Annotated in this window: 17 protein-coding genes; 5 read left to right on the forward strand and 12 right to left on the reverse strand. The window is 64.3% G+C overall.

Annotation, left to right across the window (positions count from 1 at the left end):
• Positions 1-31: 31 nt before the first annotated feature.
• The 7 genes from E8E95_RS15680 to E8E95_RS15710 form a co-directional block, all read right to left on the reverse strand.
• Positions 32-517 (reverse strand): adenosine-specific kinase, encoded by a 486-nt coding sequence (locus E8E95_RS15680; RefSeq protein WP_280351657.1) that lies wholly within the window; start codon positions 515-517, stop codon positions 32-34.
• A gap of 204 nt (positions 518-721) precedes the next feature.
• Positions 722-1,798, reverse strand: a complete 1,077-nt coding sequence (hppD, locus tag E8E95_RS15685; protein WP_280351659.1) for a 4-hydroxyphenylpyruvate dioxygenase — start codon at positions 1,796-1,798, stop codon at positions 722-724.
• Positions 1,799-1,941: 143 nt separating this feature from the next.
• Positions 1,942-2,574, reverse strand: a complete 633-nt coding sequence (gene maiA, locus E8E95_RS15690; protein WP_280351661.1) for a maleylacetoacetate isomerase — start codon at positions 2,572-2,574, stop codon at positions 1,942-1,944.
• A 285-nt stretch (positions 2,575-2,859) separates the two neighbouring features.
• Positions 2,860-4,950 carry an LTA synthase family protein gene (locus tag E8E95_RS15695; protein ID WP_280351663.1) on the reverse strand — a complete coding sequence of 697 codons (2,091 nt, stop codon included), beginning with the start codon at positions 4,948-4,950 and terminating at the stop codon, positions 2,860-2,862.
• 217 nt (positions 4,951-5,167) lie between these two features.
• On the reverse strand, positions 5,168-6,049 hold the full coding sequence (sigJ, locus tag E8E95_RS15700; RefSeq protein ID WP_280351665.1) for an RNA polymerase sigma factor SigJ: 882 nt from the start codon (positions 6,047-6,049) through the stop codon (positions 5,168-5,170).
• A 1-nt stretch (position 6,050) separates the two neighbouring features.
• Entirely contained in the window at positions 6,051-6,482 is a 432-nt protein-coding gene (locus tag E8E95_RS15705; RefSeq protein WP_280351667.1) for a carboxymuconolactone decarboxylase family protein, read from the reverse strand.
• A 199-nt stretch (positions 6,483-6,681) separates the two neighbouring features.
• Complete coding sequence (locus E8E95_RS15710) at positions 6,682-7,590, reverse strand: LysR family transcriptional regulator (RefSeq protein WP_179060765.1); 909 nt, start codon at positions 7,588-7,590, stop codon at positions 6,682-6,684.
• A 174-nt stretch (positions 7,591-7,764) separates the two neighbouring features.
• Here E8E95_RS15710 and E8E95_RS15715 point away from each other — a divergent pair, with 174 nt between their 5' ends.
• Both E8E95_RS15715 and E8E95_RS15720 read left to right on the forward strand, forming a co-directional pair.
• Positions 7,765-9,090 (forward strand): MFS transporter, encoded by a 1,326-nt coding sequence (locus E8E95_RS15715; protein ID WP_077525805.1) that lies wholly within the window; start codon positions 7,765-7,767, stop codon positions 9,088-9,090.
• A gap of 174 nt (positions 9,091-9,264) precedes the next feature.
• Positions 9,265-9,585 (forward strand): DUF2025 family protein, encoded by a 321-nt coding sequence (locus tag E8E95_RS15720; protein ID WP_280351671.1) that lies wholly within the window; start codon positions 9,265-9,267, stop codon positions 9,583-9,585.
• 41 nt (positions 9,586-9,626) lie between these two features.
• Here E8E95_RS15720 and E8E95_RS15725 read toward each other — a convergent pair whose 3' ends face one another.
• Together E8E95_RS15725 and E8E95_RS15730 are read right to left on the reverse strand one after the other, a co-directional pair.
• Positions 9,627-9,953 (reverse strand): multidrug efflux SMR transporter, encoded by a 327-nt coding sequence (locus E8E95_RS15725; RefSeq protein ID WP_179060762.1) that lies wholly within the window; start codon positions 9,951-9,953, stop codon positions 9,627-9,629.
• 64 nt (positions 9,954-10,017) lie between these two features.
• Entirely contained in the window at positions 10,018-11,016 is a 999-nt protein-coding gene (locus E8E95_RS15730) for an SLAC1 anion channel family protein (protein ID WP_280351675.1), read from the reverse strand.
• A 117-nt stretch (positions 11,017-11,133) separates the two neighbouring features.
• Between E8E95_RS15730 and E8E95_RS15735 the strand changes: the two genes are divergently transcribed.
• Positions 11,134-12,093 (forward strand): DJ-1/PfpI family protein, encoded by a 960-nt coding sequence (locus E8E95_RS15735; protein ID WP_280351677.1) that lies wholly within the window; start codon positions 11,134-11,136, stop codon positions 12,091-12,093.
• Positions 12,094-12,299: 206 nt separating this feature from the next.
• Here the strand turns inward: E8E95_RS15735 and E8E95_RS15740 are convergent, their stop codons facing one another.
• Both E8E95_RS15740 and E8E95_RS15745 read right to left on the reverse strand, forming a co-directional pair.
• Complete coding sequence (locus tag E8E95_RS15740; protein WP_280351679.1) at positions 12,300-12,584, reverse strand: hypothetical protein; 285 nt, start codon at positions 12,582-12,584, stop codon at positions 12,300-12,302.
• 122 nt (positions 12,585-12,706) lie between these two features.
• A complete protein-coding gene (locus tag E8E95_RS15745; RefSeq protein ID WP_280351681.1) occupies positions 12,707-13,363 on the reverse strand; it encodes an isoprenylcysteine carboxylmethyltransferase family protein in 657 nt (218 codons plus the stop codon).
• 103 nt (positions 13,364-13,466) lie between these two features.
• On the opposite strand from E8E95_RS15745, the gene E8E95_RS15750 reads away from it, so the two are divergent.
• Positions 13,467-13,835 (forward strand): hypothetical protein, encoded by a 369-nt coding sequence (locus tag E8E95_RS15750; RefSeq protein ID WP_179060757.1) that lies wholly within the window; start codon positions 13,467-13,469, stop codon positions 13,833-13,835.
• A gap of 56 nt (positions 13,836-13,891) precedes the next feature.
• Here the strand turns inward: E8E95_RS15750 and E8E95_RS15755 are convergent, their stop codons facing one another.
• Positions 13,892-14,872: a GlxA family transcriptional regulator gene (locus E8E95_RS15755; RefSeq protein ID WP_280351684.1), complete on the reverse strand. Its 981-nt coding sequence runs from the start codon at positions 14,870-14,872 to the stop codon at positions 13,892-13,894.
• A gap of 105 nt (positions 14,873-14,977) precedes the next feature.
• Between E8E95_RS15755 and E8E95_RS15760 the strand changes: the two genes are divergently transcribed.
• Entirely contained in the window at positions 14,978-15,532 is a 555-nt protein-coding gene (locus E8E95_RS15760) for a cysteine hydrolase family protein (RefSeq protein WP_280351686.1), read from the forward strand.
• Positions 15,533-15,625 lie beyond the last annotated feature (93 nt).

The raw sequence follows: 15,625 nt of genomic DNA on the forward strand, positions 1-15,625 counted from the left end.
GAAGCAGGCGTCGAGCGGTACGCCAACCTCGTTACAGCTTGTAGCCGATCTGCCTGAGCAGGCCCTTGCGCCAGGCGACGTCCTCTTCGCCTTCGATGCCCCTGGGGGAGAAACCGTCCACCACGCCGAGAACACCGCGGCCCTGTTCGGTCTCGGCCAGGATGACCTGGGTCGGGTTGGCGGTGGCGCAGTAAATGCGGCAGACCTCCGGCACGAGCTTGAGGTTGTTGAGCACATTGACCGGGAAGAAGCCTTCACCCAGGAAGACGATGAAACTGTGCCCGGCGCCTATGTCCAGGGCGTTCTTGCGGGCCAGTTCGAGCATGGCCTCATCGGTGCCGGAGCAGCGCACCAGGCAACTGCCGGAGGCTTCGCAGAAGGCCAGGCCGAAGCGGATGCCGGGCACGCTTCCCACCAGGGTTTCGTGGATGTCTTCGACCGACTTGATGAAGTGGGTCTGGCCGAAGATGAAGTTGATCGACTCGGGCTTGTCGATGCTGACGCTGATGAGTTGCATGTGGCGAACCTCCAGCCCCCATGGAAAGCATAGTCAGGTGTCTGGAGTCTCGGAATGTGCGCTTCTGTAGGGTGCGCTGTGCGCACCGGCTGTTTTGCACGTTAGTTTCCGTGCGCGTAGCGCACCCTGCCCGATGTCGTTCAGGGTCTCAGCAGAAAAAGAAAAACCCGGCATGAAGCCGGGTTTTTCGTAGCGGATAGCGCCTTATTCGGTGCTCAGCACACCGCGACGGATCTGGTCGCGTTCGATGGATTCGAACAGGGCCTTGAAGTTGCCTTCGCCAAAGCCGTCATCGCCCTTGCGCTGGATGAACTCGAAGAACACCGGCCCCATCAGGGTTTCCGAGAAGATCTGCAGCAACAGGCGCTTGGTGCCGCCTTCGGTGGTGCCGTCCAGCAGGATGCCGCGCGATTGCAGCTCGGCTTCCGGTTCGCCATGGTCTGGCAGACGGCCCTGGAGCATCTCGTAGTAGGTGGCCGGCGGTGCGGTCATGAAGCGCATGCCGAGGGCTTTCAGCTCGTCCCAGGTCTTGACCAGGTCATCGGTGAAGAACGCCACGTGCTGGATGCCTTCGCCGTTGAACTGCATCAGGAACTCTTCGATCTGCCCCGCGCCCTTGGAGGACTCTTCGTTCAGCGGGATGCGGATCATGCCGTCCGGCGCGGTCATGGCCTTGGAGGTCAGGCCGGTGTACTCGCCCTTGATGTCGAAGTAGCGGATCTCGCGGAAGTTGAACAGTTTCTCGTAGAAGTCCGCCCAGTAGGCCATGCGGCCGCGGTACACGTTGTGGGTCAGGTGATCGATGAACTTCAGGCCGGCACCTTTCGGGTGGCGGTCGACACCTTCGATGAACTCGAAGTCGATGTCATAGATCGACGAGCCTTCGCCGAAACGGTCGATCAGGTACAGCGGCGCGCCACCGATGCCCTTGATTGCCGGCAGGCGCAGTTCCATCGGGCCGGTAGGGATCTCGATGGGCTGGGCACCCAGTTCCAGGGCGCGAGCGTAGGCCTGGTGGGCATTCTTCACACGGAAGGCCATGCCGCAGACGGACGGGCCGTGCTCGGCGGCGAAGTAGGCGGCCTGGCTCTTGGGCTCGTTGTTGAGGATCAGGTTGATCTCGCCCTGGCGGTACAGGTGCACGTCCTTGGAACGGTGAGTCGCGACCTTGGTGAAACCCATGATGGCGAAGATGGGTTCCAGGGTATTCGGGGTGGGGGATGCGAACTCGATGAATTCAAAGCCCTGCAGGCCCATGGGGTTTTCGAACATGTCAGCCATTTTTTGGCACCTCAAGCAATTGATTGGAAGTTATAGGTCAATGCGAGGTGGCGGCCGGTGGCGCGCAGGAAATGCCGCGTACGCTGCGGGCGAGATAGTCGCCGATGGTGACTTTGAATCCGAGGCTTTGCATGGACGTTGCCTCAGGCCGGTTTGTCGGCTTGCTGGTCAGGGTGCGCCTGGATGAAGGCCGGATGCTCGAGGGCAAGGCCTTCTACCCGGGCGATCTTCGGATAGTGTGACAGGTCCAGCTCGAAACGGCGGGCGGCATAGACCTGCGGTAGCAGGTAGACGTCGGCCAGGCCCGGTTCGCCGAAGCAGAAACCTTCCTCTCCTATAAGGGCTTCGACCGCGTTGAAGCCTTCCGCGATCCAGTGACGAATCCAGTTCATCACCTCGGCTTCCTCAATCCTGAGGCCGCGCAGGCGGTTGAGTACCGAGACGTTGTGCAGCGGATGGATATCGCAGCCGATGATCGCGGCCACCGCGCGCTGTTGGGCACGGGCTTCCAGGCCTTGGGGCAGGAGGGCGGGCTGCGGATGGCGTTCTTCGAGGTATTCGATGATGGCGGGGGACTGGGTCAGTACCTGGCCGTCGTCGGCACGCAGGCTGGGCACGCGACCCTGGGGATTGAGCGCCTTGTATTCGGGGCTGTGCTGCTGGCCGCCATCCTGGATCAGGTTTACCGGGATATGCCGGGCGTCCAGCCCCTTCAGCGCCAGGGCGATGCGCACCCGGTAGGAAGAGGTGGAGCGGTAATAGGTGTAGAGGTCCATGGCAATCGCTCGGCGGCAGGCGTTCCGATGTGAGGTCCGGATGCCAGAATTATTGTTTTCGTAATCAATTTACACTTTGCGTAATTTGCGGGCTGAGGGCGGGGCTGTCAAGCGGCGAGCGGAGCGAGGAAAACCTGTGGGGGCGAATTTATTCGCCAAGGGCTGCAACGCAGCCCGCGATGAACGCAGGGCAGACCGGCGGTCTGCTTGGCGAATGAATTCGCCCCTACAACAGAGAAAAAGGACCCGGAAAAAAAAGGCCCCGCATCGAGCGGGGCCTGGGTATCACTGGTTCTGCTTGGCGTCCTGTACGCCTGCCGTGTTGTTCAGCAGGCTGCCGGTCGCCGTCTGCAGGAAGGCTTCGAGGTACTTCTGCAGATGCGGGTCGCTATCGCCGGGGACGCGCTCCGCCTTGGCATCGGCGCCCAACTGGTACTGGTAGAGGCGCGCCGGGAAGTCCTTGGGCTGTACCAGGATGCGGTCGCTGCTGACGATGGCCACCGTCTGGTCGCTGCCGGACGGCTTGATCACGCCAATGCCCGGATCGCCTTCCGGCAGGTTGAGCAGGTCACGACCCCAGCACTGGTGACGCACATCGCCGCCCAGACGGCCCATGATGGTGGGCACGACGTCGATCTGGGTGCCGACGGTATGGCTGAGGTCGCCGAACTTCTCCCGCACGCCCGGGCCGATCAGCAGCAGCGGCACGTTGAAGCGGAACAGGTCCATCTCGGTGAGCTGCTTGTCGCTGCCGAAGCCATGGTCACCCACGACCACGAACAGCGTGTCCTTGAAGTAGGGCTCCTTGCGCGCTTTTTCGAAGAACTGGCCCAGGGCCCAGTCGGCGTAACGCATGGCGGTCAGGTGCTCGTCATGGGCGCCGTGGCCGGTGACCTTGTCTACCGGCAGCTCCACCGGCAGGGCATAGGGCGTGTGGTTGGAGAGGGTCTGCAGTAGCGCGTAGAACGGCTTGTCGGTGGGCATCTTCGCCAGTTCGGCGGCACCCCGGTCGAACATGTCCTGGTCGGAAACGCCCCAGGTCTTGTCCATGAACACCGGATTGACGAAGTCTTCGCGGCCGATGAAGCGGGTCATGCCCTGGTTGCTGAAGAAGCCGGACTGGTTATCCCACTGGAAGTTGCCGTTGTAGACGTAGAGGTCGTTGAACTCGCGGGCGCTCAGCAGTTGCGGCAGGCCGGAGAACTTGTGCGCGCCTTCCGGGGTGCGCATCAGGTACTCGAAGCTCGGCAGGTTGGGGAAGCAGGCCATGGTGGCGAACATCCCCTGGTGGGTATGGGTGCCGTTGGAGAAGAAGCGGTCGAACAGCAGTCCCTCCTTGGCCAGTTTGTCGAAGTACGGAGTGATGCCGTCCTGGCTGCCCATGGCGCCGACATAACGGCCGGCGAAGCTCTCCATCAGGATCACCACCACGTTCTTGATCGGCAGCGTGCCTTCAGCCGGCGGGGTGAAATCACGACGGATGGCGGCCGTGTCGGCGTCCACCAGCTTGTCGTTGGGAGTCAGCAGCATCTGGCGCACGGCGGCCAGGGCTTCGTCCTCGGGCAGCGTCGCCTTCCAGGCGTTGTCGCGGTGGGACGAGAAGCTGTTCTTGGCGGCGTCTACCAGAGTCAGGGTGCCGTTCAGGCCCAACTGGTTGGCGAACATCGAATCGGTGGTGAAGGCATCGCCCCAACGCAGCGGCGGCCCCTGGCGCAGGTGGCCACGGACGGCGACCACCGCAATCACCAGGCAGACCATGAAGATCGCCACGCGGCTGAACCAGGGCGCGGTTGCACGGGCGTTGGGCTGGGCGTTCACGACACTCGGCGCGCGCGGACGACTGACCAGGTCCAGGCCACGGAACATCAGGTAGAGCAGGGCGGTGGCGAGGGTCCAGGCGATCAGGTAGCGACCTACCGGGAAGCCGTTCCAGATCATGCTGGCGACGGTGCCCAGGTCTTCCTGCAGATACTGGAACACCAGGCTGTTCAGGCGCTGGTGGAACTCGCGGTAGAAGTCCAGCTCGCTGATGCCGAGGAACAGCGTGAGGCTGGCGAACAGGGTTAGCCAGAGGCGGTGCAGGCCACGTGCGGCCATGGCGCGGACGCTGAACAGCGATAGCAGCAGCGGAACCAGGGCAAATACCACCACCCGCAGGTCGAAGCGCAGGCCGTTGTAGAAGGCTTCGACGAAGACCGAGGCCGGGCTGTCGCCGATCTGGGCGCTGTTGTAGGTCAGCAATGCCACCCGCAGCAGGGTGTACATCAGCAGCAGCGCGAGGGCGCTGAGCAGGGTGAAAGCCAGGTGGCTCTTGACGGTCGGGGAGTCCAGGTTGAACGAGGACTGCCGGGTGGCTACGGGTTCCTGTGCGGTCATGCGATCAAGCATCCATTGGTCTACTCAGGGCGGGGCGGCACCTTTGGAGGTGAACGATGCCGGGGGTCAAGTAGATCACCTGATGGCACATTGGTTCCAGATAGGTCCGCCGAAAACGACGGACATTGCCAGAGGGAATGTGAAGAAAACGTCGAATGGCGACCTGCGACGGCGCCGAGATGTGTCGGACTGTTTCGTCGGATGGGGGTGGGCATCGTCAGTTGGGCACCCCGAGGCCCGCCAGTTTCTCCGGATTGCGCACGATGTAGATGTCACTGACCCGGCCGTCTTCGTCGTACGCGAAGGTGACCGAAGCCGCGATTTCGTCGCCGTGGGCGAGGATCACGCCGCGCCCGCCGTTGAGCTCGGCGGGTAGCCAGTCGTAGTCGCTCCAGTAGCCGCGCAGGGAGCCGAAGATGAAGTCCAGCACCTCGGCCTTGCCCTGGAGGATGTGGCCCAGGGTCGGTACTTTGCCACCGCCATCGGCGCACAGCTCCACTTCGTCCGCGAGCAGGGCGGTGAGCCCGGCAGTGGCGCCGCTGACGATGGCCGCGTGGAAGGCTTCGAGCAATTGCTCCTGGCGTTCCCGTGGCGGCTGGTGGCGCACCTTGCCTTCAGACAGGCCCATGCGGGCGCGGGACACCAGCTTGCGGCAGGCCGCTTCCTGCACGCCGATGGCGCGGGCCACGTCCGCGTAGTCCTGGTCGAATATCTCGTAGAGCAGGTAAGCCGCCCGCTCCCGAGGCGTGAGGCGTTCCAGCAGCAGGAGGAAGGCGGTGGACAGCGAGGAGGAGAGTTCCAGCAGCATTTCCGGCGATTCCGTGGTTTCGCTGTGGATGGGCTCCGGCAGCCAGGTGCCGACGTACTCCACCCGCGCCCGGTGGCCAAGGCGCAACTGGTCGATGCAATGGCGGGTGCAGAGGGTGGTCAGCCAGGCGCGCGGGTTGGCCAGGGTCGCGGGGTCGCTTTCGCGCCACTTGAGGAAGGTTTCCTGCACTGCGTCCTCGGCGTCGCTGCGCGAGCCGAGAATGCGGTAGGCCAGGTCCATCAGGAAGCGGCGGCTGTCTTCGAAGACAGCCGTGGCGTCGGCGGTTCTCACTTCAGTGCCTCGATATCTGGATGCGGTTCCAGAGGTTGATCATCGCCACGGTGGCGGTCAGAGCGCCGATTTCGACTTCGCTGAAATGCTCGCGCAGGTTGGTGCGCAGGGCAGCATAGTCGGTGCGCCGGTCGAGCTGGGTCAGCGCCTCGGTCCAGGCCAGCGCCGCTTTTTCACGCGGGGTGAAGTCGTTGCAGTGGTCCCAGACCACCAGACGATCCAGGCGCTCGCTGGTTTCGCCGTCTTCCCGCGCCTCGCGGGTATGCATCTTCACGCAGAAGGCGCACTGGTTGAGTTGCGAGGCGCGCAGTTGCACCAGGTGATGCAGGCTGCGTTCGAGGCCGAGGGCATCCAGTGGGGCGTGCACCTCGCCCATGGCGTTGATGACATCGGGGATGACCTGCTGGTAGTTGAGGGGGCTTGCGGGGCTCATGTCGTGTTCCTCGTTCGGGATTGGAAGGGGGTACACCTTCACGACGAACCAGGGATTCGAGTTGTGACATGCCCTCTCGGAATTCATGTAGGAGCGAGCTTGCTCGCGAAAGATCGTGCTCGGACTGTTCGCGAGCAAGCTCGCTCCTACAGGGCAGGGCTGCGCCCTGCTTGGCGATTGAAATCGCCCCTACAGAGGTCTATCTGCGTTCGCGGATTGCGGCTGCTTCACGGGTCACCAGGTCGATGAACGACAGTGCCAGGGGAGAGCGCTCGTCGCGCCGGCGCACCAGCCAGACGGCGGTGGTGGCGCCCGGGTCCAGCAGGGTCCGGTAGACCACGCCGTCGACGCGGGTGCGGCGGAACGAGGCGGGCAATATCGACACGCCAAGCCCGGCCGAGACCAGACCAATGATGGTCATGGCTTCGCTGGCTTCCTGGGCGACGCGGGGCAGGAAGCCGGCGTTGCGGGCGAGTGTGAGCATCTGGTCATAGAGCCCGGTACCGAAGGTGCGCGGGAAGAACACGAAGGGTTCCTCCGCCAGTGCGCTGAACTGGATGCCTTCCTCGCTGCCGGCGGCCAATGGGTGGTCGGCACGCAGGATGGCCACCAGCGGTTCGCTGAACAGCTCCACCGCCAGCAGGTTGTCCGGCAGGCTGAGGGGCCGGATCACGCCTACCTGCAGGCTGTCCTCCAGCAGCGCTTTGACCGTTTCCGCGCTGCTGCCTTCGGTCAGTTCCAGGTGGACATCGGGATAAGCCTGGCGAAATGCGTGGATGCTGCGGGGAATGGTGGAGGTGAAGGGGGCGGAGGAGGTGAAGCCCACCTTCAGTTCTCCCAGCTCGCCACGGTGGGCGCGGCGCGCGAGTTGCACCGCCTTGTCCACTTGCACCAGTACCTGGCGGGCTTCATCGAGGAAGCGGCGGCCAGCTTCGGTCAGCTCGACGCGGCGATTGGTGCGTTCCAGCAAGCGTGCACCGATCTCTTCTTCCAATGCCTGAATCTGCTGGCTCAGCGGCGGCTGGGAAATGCCCAGTTGCTCCGCGGCCCTGCCGAAATGCAGCTCTTCGGCCACGGCAATGAAATAGCGCAGATGCCTGAGTTCCATGGGGATCTCCTTTGATATCTAAAACATATCAAATGTGTCGAACAATATATTGGAGATAATATAAACCGCTCGATATCCTTCGGCCCATAACCCCAACAACGAATATCCCCAGCCCCTGATCCAGGCGGCACGGCCTCGTTGTGCCTGCTCGCCGCTACATTCCGAAGGTGCCCCGTGAGCAAATCCCAGGCAGTACTCAAGACCGAAGACGAACCCGCGTTTAGCGAGGCGGCCCGTGACGCAGCCAGCAAGCTGCCGGATGCCGCCGCCAATGACCCTGAGCTCTCTACCTACATCCGCAAGGGCACGCCGCAATTCATGCGCACTTCCTTGGCGCTGTTCTCCGGCGGCTTCGCCACGTTTGCTCTGCTGTATTGCATCCAGCCCATGATGCCGGTGCTGTCCAAGACCTATTCCATCACCGCCGCGCAGAGCAGCCTGGCCCTTTCGGTGTCCACCGCCATGCTCGCCCTCGGCCTGCTGGTAACCGGTCCGCTGTCTGATGCCATCGGCCGCAAGCCGGTGATGGTGGTGTCGCTGCTCGCCGCTGCGCTGTTCACCCTGGCCAGTGCCGCGATGCCGACCTGGGAAGGTGTGCTGCTGATGCGTGCCCTGGTGGGCCTGGCGCTGAGCGGCCTGGCCGCCGTGGCCATGACGTACCTCAGCGAGGAAATCCACCCCCATCACCTCGGCCTCTCCATGGGCCTCTATATCGGTGGCAATGCCATCGGTGGCATGAGCGGGCGCCTGATCAGCGGGGTGCTGGTGGACTTCGTCTCCTGGCAGGCGGCCATTGGCGTGTTGGGGGGCCTGGCGCTGGTCGCCGGGCTGGTGTTCTGGCGCGTGCTGCCCGAGTCGAAGCATTTCCGCCCGCAGCCGCTTAAGCCGTCCACCCTGGTGGAGGGCTACCGCATGCATTTCCGCGATGCCGGCCTGCCCTGGTTGTTCCTGACCGGCTTTCTGCTGATGGGGGCCTTCGTCACCCTGTTCAACTACATCGGCTATCGCCTGCTGGCTTCCCCCTACCAGATGAGCCAGGCCGTGGTGGGCGTGCTTTCGGTGGTTTACCTCACCGGTATCTACAGCTCGGCCTGGGTCGGCTCCCTGGCCGACAAGCTGGGTCGGCGCAAGGTGCTCTGGGCCTCGATCCTGCTGATGCTGGGTGGCCTGGTGCTGACCCTGTTCAGCCCGCTGGGGATGATCCTGGCCGGCATGGCGATCTTCACCTTCGGCTTCTTCGGCGCGCACTCGGTGGCCAGCAGCTGGATCGGCCGGCGTGCCCAGCGCGCCAAGGGCCAGGCGTCCTCCCTGTACCTGTTCTGCTATTACGTCGGTTCCAGCCTCGCCGGCACCCTCGGCGGTCTGTTCTGGCACCACTACGGCTGGCAGGGCGTCGGCCTGTTCATCGGCGGTCTGCTGGTGATCGCCGTGGCAGTCGCCCTGCACCTGGCACGGCTGCCGGCGCTGCCGGGCAACGCCATCGTGCAGCCGGCGCACTGATGTCGCCACGCGGGATCGCCACTGCGGCCCCGGGTGCGACAACGCGCCCCTCGCGGCGATATCCCCGGTGATGACGAGGGCTGGCAGAATGGCCAGCCTACCCACCGACCAGAGTGGGAACCCACTGCCTTTCATGCGTGCACCACCCCTTCGAACCGATCAGGGAAGTACTGCATGAACATCACCTCCACCGATATCTGCAATGCCGCCGATGCCCTCAACGGGTTCGTCGGCTTCAACCGCAAGCTGGGCAAGTACATCGTGCGATTCAGCGAGGACTCGTTTGGCATGGACGTGCCCGACGACAGTATCACGCCAGCCTGTGAGTTCGTCTGGACGGTCAAGGCCGACCAGGTCATGAGCTTGAGCCGCGAGTGCCTGCAGATCCTGCTGGAACAGAACATCAACGATCGCCTCAATCTGAGCGACGTGCTGCTGGTCTATCTGCGCCGCACCGACCTGCCGGAGATCAGCGCCGAGCGCCGGCGTCTCTGACCTGTACGGGCATCGCCGGGGACGCTTCCCCGGCAACGAACTCAGGGCAACCAGCGCAGCCCCATCACCCCGCCCACGATCAGCCCCATGCAGGCCAGCCGGCCAGCGGAGGCGGAATCCCCCATCCAGATCACGCCCGCCAAGGCGGTTCCCACTGCGCCGATACCGGTCCAGACGGCGTAGGCCGTGCCCACCGGAAGATGGCGCAGGGCCAGGGTCAGCAGCCCGAGGCTGCCGCTGAGTACCAGCAGGGTGCCGGCCAGGAGCCAGGGCCGTTGCAGGCCGTTGGCGCTTTTCAGGCCAAGGGCGAAGGCCACTTCCAGCACGCCGGCGGCGAGCAACATCAGCCAGGAGCTTGTCGGGGTCATCGGCTATCTCTCATCTCAAAAAAGAACGAGCCCCGCAGGGCTCGTAAAGTGGGGGAGGAATCGCTCAGCCGGCGAGCAGCTTGCCGCGTACCAGGCTGCCCAGGGTCTTGAAGGTCAGCACCGCCAGGGCAACGCTGAGGAACAGCAGGCTGGCCCAGGCGATCACCTGCAGCGGCAGGCTGCCTTGCACATGGGCGTACTTCAGGGCTGCGTTGGCCAGTGCCGCCAGGGGGAAGCTGATGGCCCACCAGGACGGGGCGAAGGGTACGTCGCGGCGGAACACCTTGAAGCCCAGGACAACGGCCAGGAACAGGCCGAAGTAGAAGAGCAGGGCGGCGAAGCGGTCGATTCCGAACAGGTTGGCGTAGGCCAGGAAGCCGACTTCGAAAGGCGCAATCAGGATCATCAGCGACGGGATCATGGGTTTGGCCAGCGCTTCCTGATGCACCAGTCGCGGGAAGATGCTGGTGAAGAAAACCAGAGCCAGGGTCGCACCCACTGCCGTTGCCAGCAGGTTCAGCTCGCCTGCCCAGGCCATGGGCATATGTCCGCCGGTAACGGCGATGTCCAGCGTGGCGACACCCGGGATCAACCAGGCGGGCACGGCGTGCTGCGGGTCCTGTTTGCCCTTGAGCAGGCGCGAGAGCACCAGGCCACCGAGTAGCACGGCGAGCACGCTGCCCAGGGTCCACATGGCCTGGCCCAGGGTTTCGTTGTAGGGCGCTGCGGTCACCGACAGCAGCAGTATCGAAATTACGATGGTGCCGAAGAAGTTGCCGGCGATGGGATGGGTGAACTCGTTGATGACGGCCTGGCGGTGACGCAGCAGCTTGGTCAGGTAGCCGGCAACGAGCACCACGAAGACCAGCGCGGCGAACAGGCCGATGGCTTCGCCGATCAGCGGGCTCACGCCGAAATACTGGTGGGCCAGGCGCCAGCCGATGCCGAGGCCGGCCAGCCCCATGACGGAGCCGAACAGGTTGACCGGCAGGTGCTTGATCGAGGTATTGCTTACCGGCTTGGCCTGGACGTCTTCTTGCGGGGGGATGAATACGGTGTTCATGGCGGACTCCGTTGGGCTGGATTTGTCGTTGGAGATAGTTTCTGCCATGCTCGTTTTGGCTTAAATAGCCGTGTAACGACGTATTCAGCCAACCTCCCGACAGTGACGGACAAACCCATGCGTATCGCCCTGCTGGCCTTTCCCCGCGTGCAATTGCTGGACATCGTCGGCCCGGCCGACGTCTTCGCCGAAGCGGCGAAGCAACTGGGCAATCCCCGTGCCTACCGGGTCGAGGTGATTGGCACCGAGCCGGGGCTGCTCAAGGGCAGCAGCGGCTTGCGCCTGGCGGTGGACTCCACTGTCGAAACCCACAAGGGCAAGCTCGACACCCTGCTGGTGGCGGGCAGCCCCTTTGTCGACGACATCGCCGGTAACCCGGCGCTGCAGCAGTGGCTGCGCCAGCAGGCGGGTTCGGTGCGGCGGATTGGTTCGGTGTGCAGCGGTGCTTTCGTCCTCGCCGCGGCCGGCATGCTGCGCGGGCGCCGGGTGACCACCCACTGGAACAGCAGTGCGCGCCTGTCGGAAGAGAACCCCGAGACCCATGTGGAGGCCGACAGCATCTACGTCAAGGACGGCAACCTCTATACCTCCGCCGGTGTCACGGCGGGCATGGACCTGGCGCTGGCCATGGTGGAGGAAGACCACGGCCGAGAGCTGGCGCTACGCGTCGCGCGGGAGATGGTGATGTTCTTCAAGCGGCCGGGCGGCCAGTCCCAGTTCAGTGCCCACCTGGCGGCGCAGACCGCCGAGCGTTCAGTGATCCGGGATATCCAGGACCACGTGCTGGCCAGTCTGAAGGGCGACCTCGGCGTGCCTGCCCTGGCGGCGCGGGCCGGGATGAGCGAGCGCAATTTCGCGCGTGTGTTCAAGCAGGAAACAGGTACCACGCCGGCCGAGTTCGTCGAGCTGGCGCGCATCGACGCGGCACGGCGCCTGGCGGAGGAGTCCGACGTTCCCCTGAAACGGCTTGCGGATGAGGTGGGCTATGCCAACGTGGATGGTTTCCGGCGTGCTTTCCAGCGACGCCTGGGCGTGACGCCAAGCGATTACCGGGCGCGTTTCAAGCTGGATGACTGAGTTCGGCGCCGATGCCGATCTGGTTGCCATCCGGATCGCGTACGGAGAAATCGCGCATCCCGTAATCTGCCAAGGGGATCACTGCCGCGGTCCTTGCTCATCGGGAAATGCGTGCAGGATAGCGGGTCGCCGTAGAAGTGCTCTGGACTTGGCGGGCGCAGCTGCATCAACTACTGCATGGGGCCTGAAGCTGCGCCCCGCCGGGATCAGACGTAGGGTTGGTTGCCGAAGCCGCGCGGCAGACGTTGCCGGCCCGGCATTTGTCTGAGTCGTTCTACCCACACCGAACGCCAATCGCTGGCGGCGTGGGCGGCCTTGGCCTGACGTGCTGCGCGCCTTGCGGCATTTCGGGCGTCTCGACGAGCCTCCTTGAAGGCCTCGGTATTCTTGCAGTTGCGGCATTTCACCCGCGCCAGTTCGGTGGTGGCGATCAGGTTGCTACCGTGTCGGCCGCAGGCAAGGTTTTTGCCGATCTTGTAGTGAGTGATCATTCGCAGATCTCCTGAAACTCAGCGCCCGGCTATTCGCAGGAGGAGCGCAGGGCACCAGTGGGGGTTGCATGCGTTTTGACCGGGCACGAATCCCCAGGGTTCGAGTTGTTGGGCCGAACGGTCTAGTACACGCCGGGAATCAGGCGGGAAGTTCGCGCGCAGTAGGCTTCGTACTCCTCACCGAATTCGGTACGCAGCAAGGCTTCTTCCGCATGGATACGCGCCAGCAGCGGCGGCAGGGTCAGGACGACCAGCATCAGGCCGATGCCGGAACGGAAGGCAAGGGCCCAGCCGAGCGAGGCGATCATCAGGCCCAGGTAGCTGGGGTGGCGGATCACGCCGTAGATGCCGTCGGTCACCAAGCGGTGGCCGGGCTGGATCGCCACCAGTCCACTGAAGCGGTTGCCCAGCACGAAGACCGGCCATAGTCGCAGCGCGCCACCGGCGGCGAACAGGAAGACGCCCAGCCAGCGAACACCGTCGCCGCCGAAGGTCCAGACATCGAGGCGATCGGTGTAGGCCGGCAGGAAGGCACTGAGGATGCCGATGATGCCGAACACCGGGAGTACCCAGCGATTGCGCCGGTCTTCGCGCATCCCACTGCTGAGATTGCCGCCGGAGAAGGGCGCCAGCCCCGCCAGTAGGAACAGCACCAGGGTCAGGACCACCAGCGGCGGATGCCCGAAGAAGGCTGCGAAGCCGCCGAGGCCGAGAATCGCGAGCCCCAGATAGGCGAGGGTGCTGGCAAGGGTAACGAGCAGCAGGCCGGGCCGGGACATGGTGGCGCACCTCCGATCAGCGTCGACAAGGCATTGGACAGCAGGCCGTGTGGCCGGTGCTATAACTGAAGTCCTTGGGGGATTTACCGAGGAGGGCACCGTCATGGGATGCCGCGGAATCCTGCTGCTGGTATTGCTCGCGCCCTTTGCCCGGGGTGAGGGCTATGGCGATTCGTACTACGGGCTGGGGCCTTACCTGGGCACTACCTACTACCCCAGCAGCCCGCTGCAATCCTATGTATCGCCGCCTCCGAGGCCCTTCGCCGACCTGCCGCCGCAACCCTTTGTCGTCGTTCCCGACTACCACCCGTTTCGCGATGCCCAGTTACCCCGCGTCAGCACTGAAAAGCCGCAAGTGCTGATTCGCACCTTCGACCCGGCGCTGGGGGTGTATCGCGATGTCGAGGTGCGGGACGGGGAGGGCGTGCTGGCTGAAGAAGTCTGTGAGGGGTGGTGGTGCAGTGAGGAATGAATGCGTGTGCTCGCGGAGATTGTTCGCGAGCAAGCTCGCTCCTACAGTCAGTAGCTTCACGACGCCCCTAAGTTTCGCCGTCCGAACCGCCGTCGGTAATCCGTGGGCGATAGTCCGACCATCTTGTTGAATACCTTGCGGAACGCCGCCGGGTCCTGGTAGCCGACCTCCCAGGCGATCTGGTCCACGGAGCGGTTGGTCAGCTCCAGCAGCTCGCGGGCCTTGGCCGCGCGCAGTTGCTGGCAGTACTCGGTGGGGCGCAGGCCGGTGGCCTGCTGGAAGCGGCGCAGGAAGGTGCGCTCCCCCAGCCCGGCCTCGGCGGCCATGGCGGGGAGGCTGACCTGGCGCGCGTCCTGGCGTTGAAGCCAGCGCTGAACCTTGAGCACCGCTTCGTCGCCGTGGGTGAGACGCGGCGTGAAGCGACGGAAATACTGCTGCGAATGACGGGTCAGGTCGAGGGCAAGGAAGCTGGCGGTATTCGCGGCGATGGTCGGTCCCAGCAGCCGATCCACCAGGGTCAGCCCCAGGTCGGTCCAGGCCATCACACCCCCAGCGGTGATGATGTCGCCGTCGTCCACCACCAGTTTATCGGCATCCACTTCCACCTCCGGGTAGCGCTCGCCGAGGTCCTTGGCCAGGCTCCAGTGGGTGGTCAGCGGACGACCGGCGAGCAGCCCGGTCTGGGCCAGCACGAAGGCGCCGGCACACACCGAACACAGGGTGACGCCGGCGGCGTGCCGCAAACTGAGCCAGTCGACGAAGGGTTGCAGGGTTTCGGCCGGGGGCAGGGGGCCAATGCAGGGCAGGGCAATCACCACAGAGGGCCGGCTTTCGGTGTCCGGGTGGCTGTCCCAGGTGCAGCGGATTTCCCCATCTGGGGCGGCGCTCCAGTGGCGCACCCGCAGGGTGGGCAGGTCGGCATCGGCGTGCTCGGCGGCCAGGCGATTGGCGACCGCGAACAGATCGGAGAGGCCATGGGCGGCTGCCAGCTGGGCGCCGGGATAGAGCAGGAGGCCGATCTCCAGCATGGTCTTCATTGTCAGTTTTTCCTGCGAATTTGTCGGTTGCGCCGATCCTCATCCGGCGCGGGGAGGAGCACCTTAGGCCCCACGTCTCCACCCCCACAACCTGAGGTGAAAATCATGAGCAAGCAAGCCGTCATCGTAGTCGACATCCAAAAGGACTATTTCCCCGGCGGTCTGTGGACGCTGAGCGGTGCTGACGCCGCTGCCGACAACGCCGCCCGGATCATAGGCGCTGCCCGTGAGGCCGGCGACCTGGTGGTGCATATCCGCCACGAGTTCACCAGCCCGGAGGCGCCGTTCTTCCGTCCCGGCTCAGAGGGTGCGGAGATCCATCCCAAAGTGCTCAACGCCGACGGCGAGCCAGTGGTCCTGAAGCACTTCGTCAACTCCTTCCGGGAAACCAATCTGAAGGAGATCCTCGAGGGTAGCGGCGTGGACAAGTTGACCGTGGTGGGCAGCATGAGCCACATGTGCGTCGACGGCATCACTCGTGCGGCGGCCGACTTCGGCTACGAGGTCACGGTGATTCACGATGCCTGCGCCTCGCGGGACCTGGAATTCCAGGGCAAGACGATCCCCGCCGAGCAGGTCCACGGGGCGTTCATGGCCGCCCTGGCCTTCGCCTACGCCAAGGTGGTTTCCACTGACGAATATCTCGCCCAGCAGGCTTAAAGGGGCTGGGGGGACTGCGGCGAAAGCGGAGGAGGGTTGTGCACGTCGATACGAGCGGCGTTTCGCTCTACTATCACCTGCTGGATTTCTGCT

Origin of the sequence: Pseudomonas sp. BN414 (genome assembly GCF_029871275.1) — a bacterium.
GTDB lineage: Bacteria > Pseudomonadota > Gammaproteobacteria > Pseudomonadales > Pseudomonadaceae > Metapseudomonas > Metapseudomonas resinovorans_C.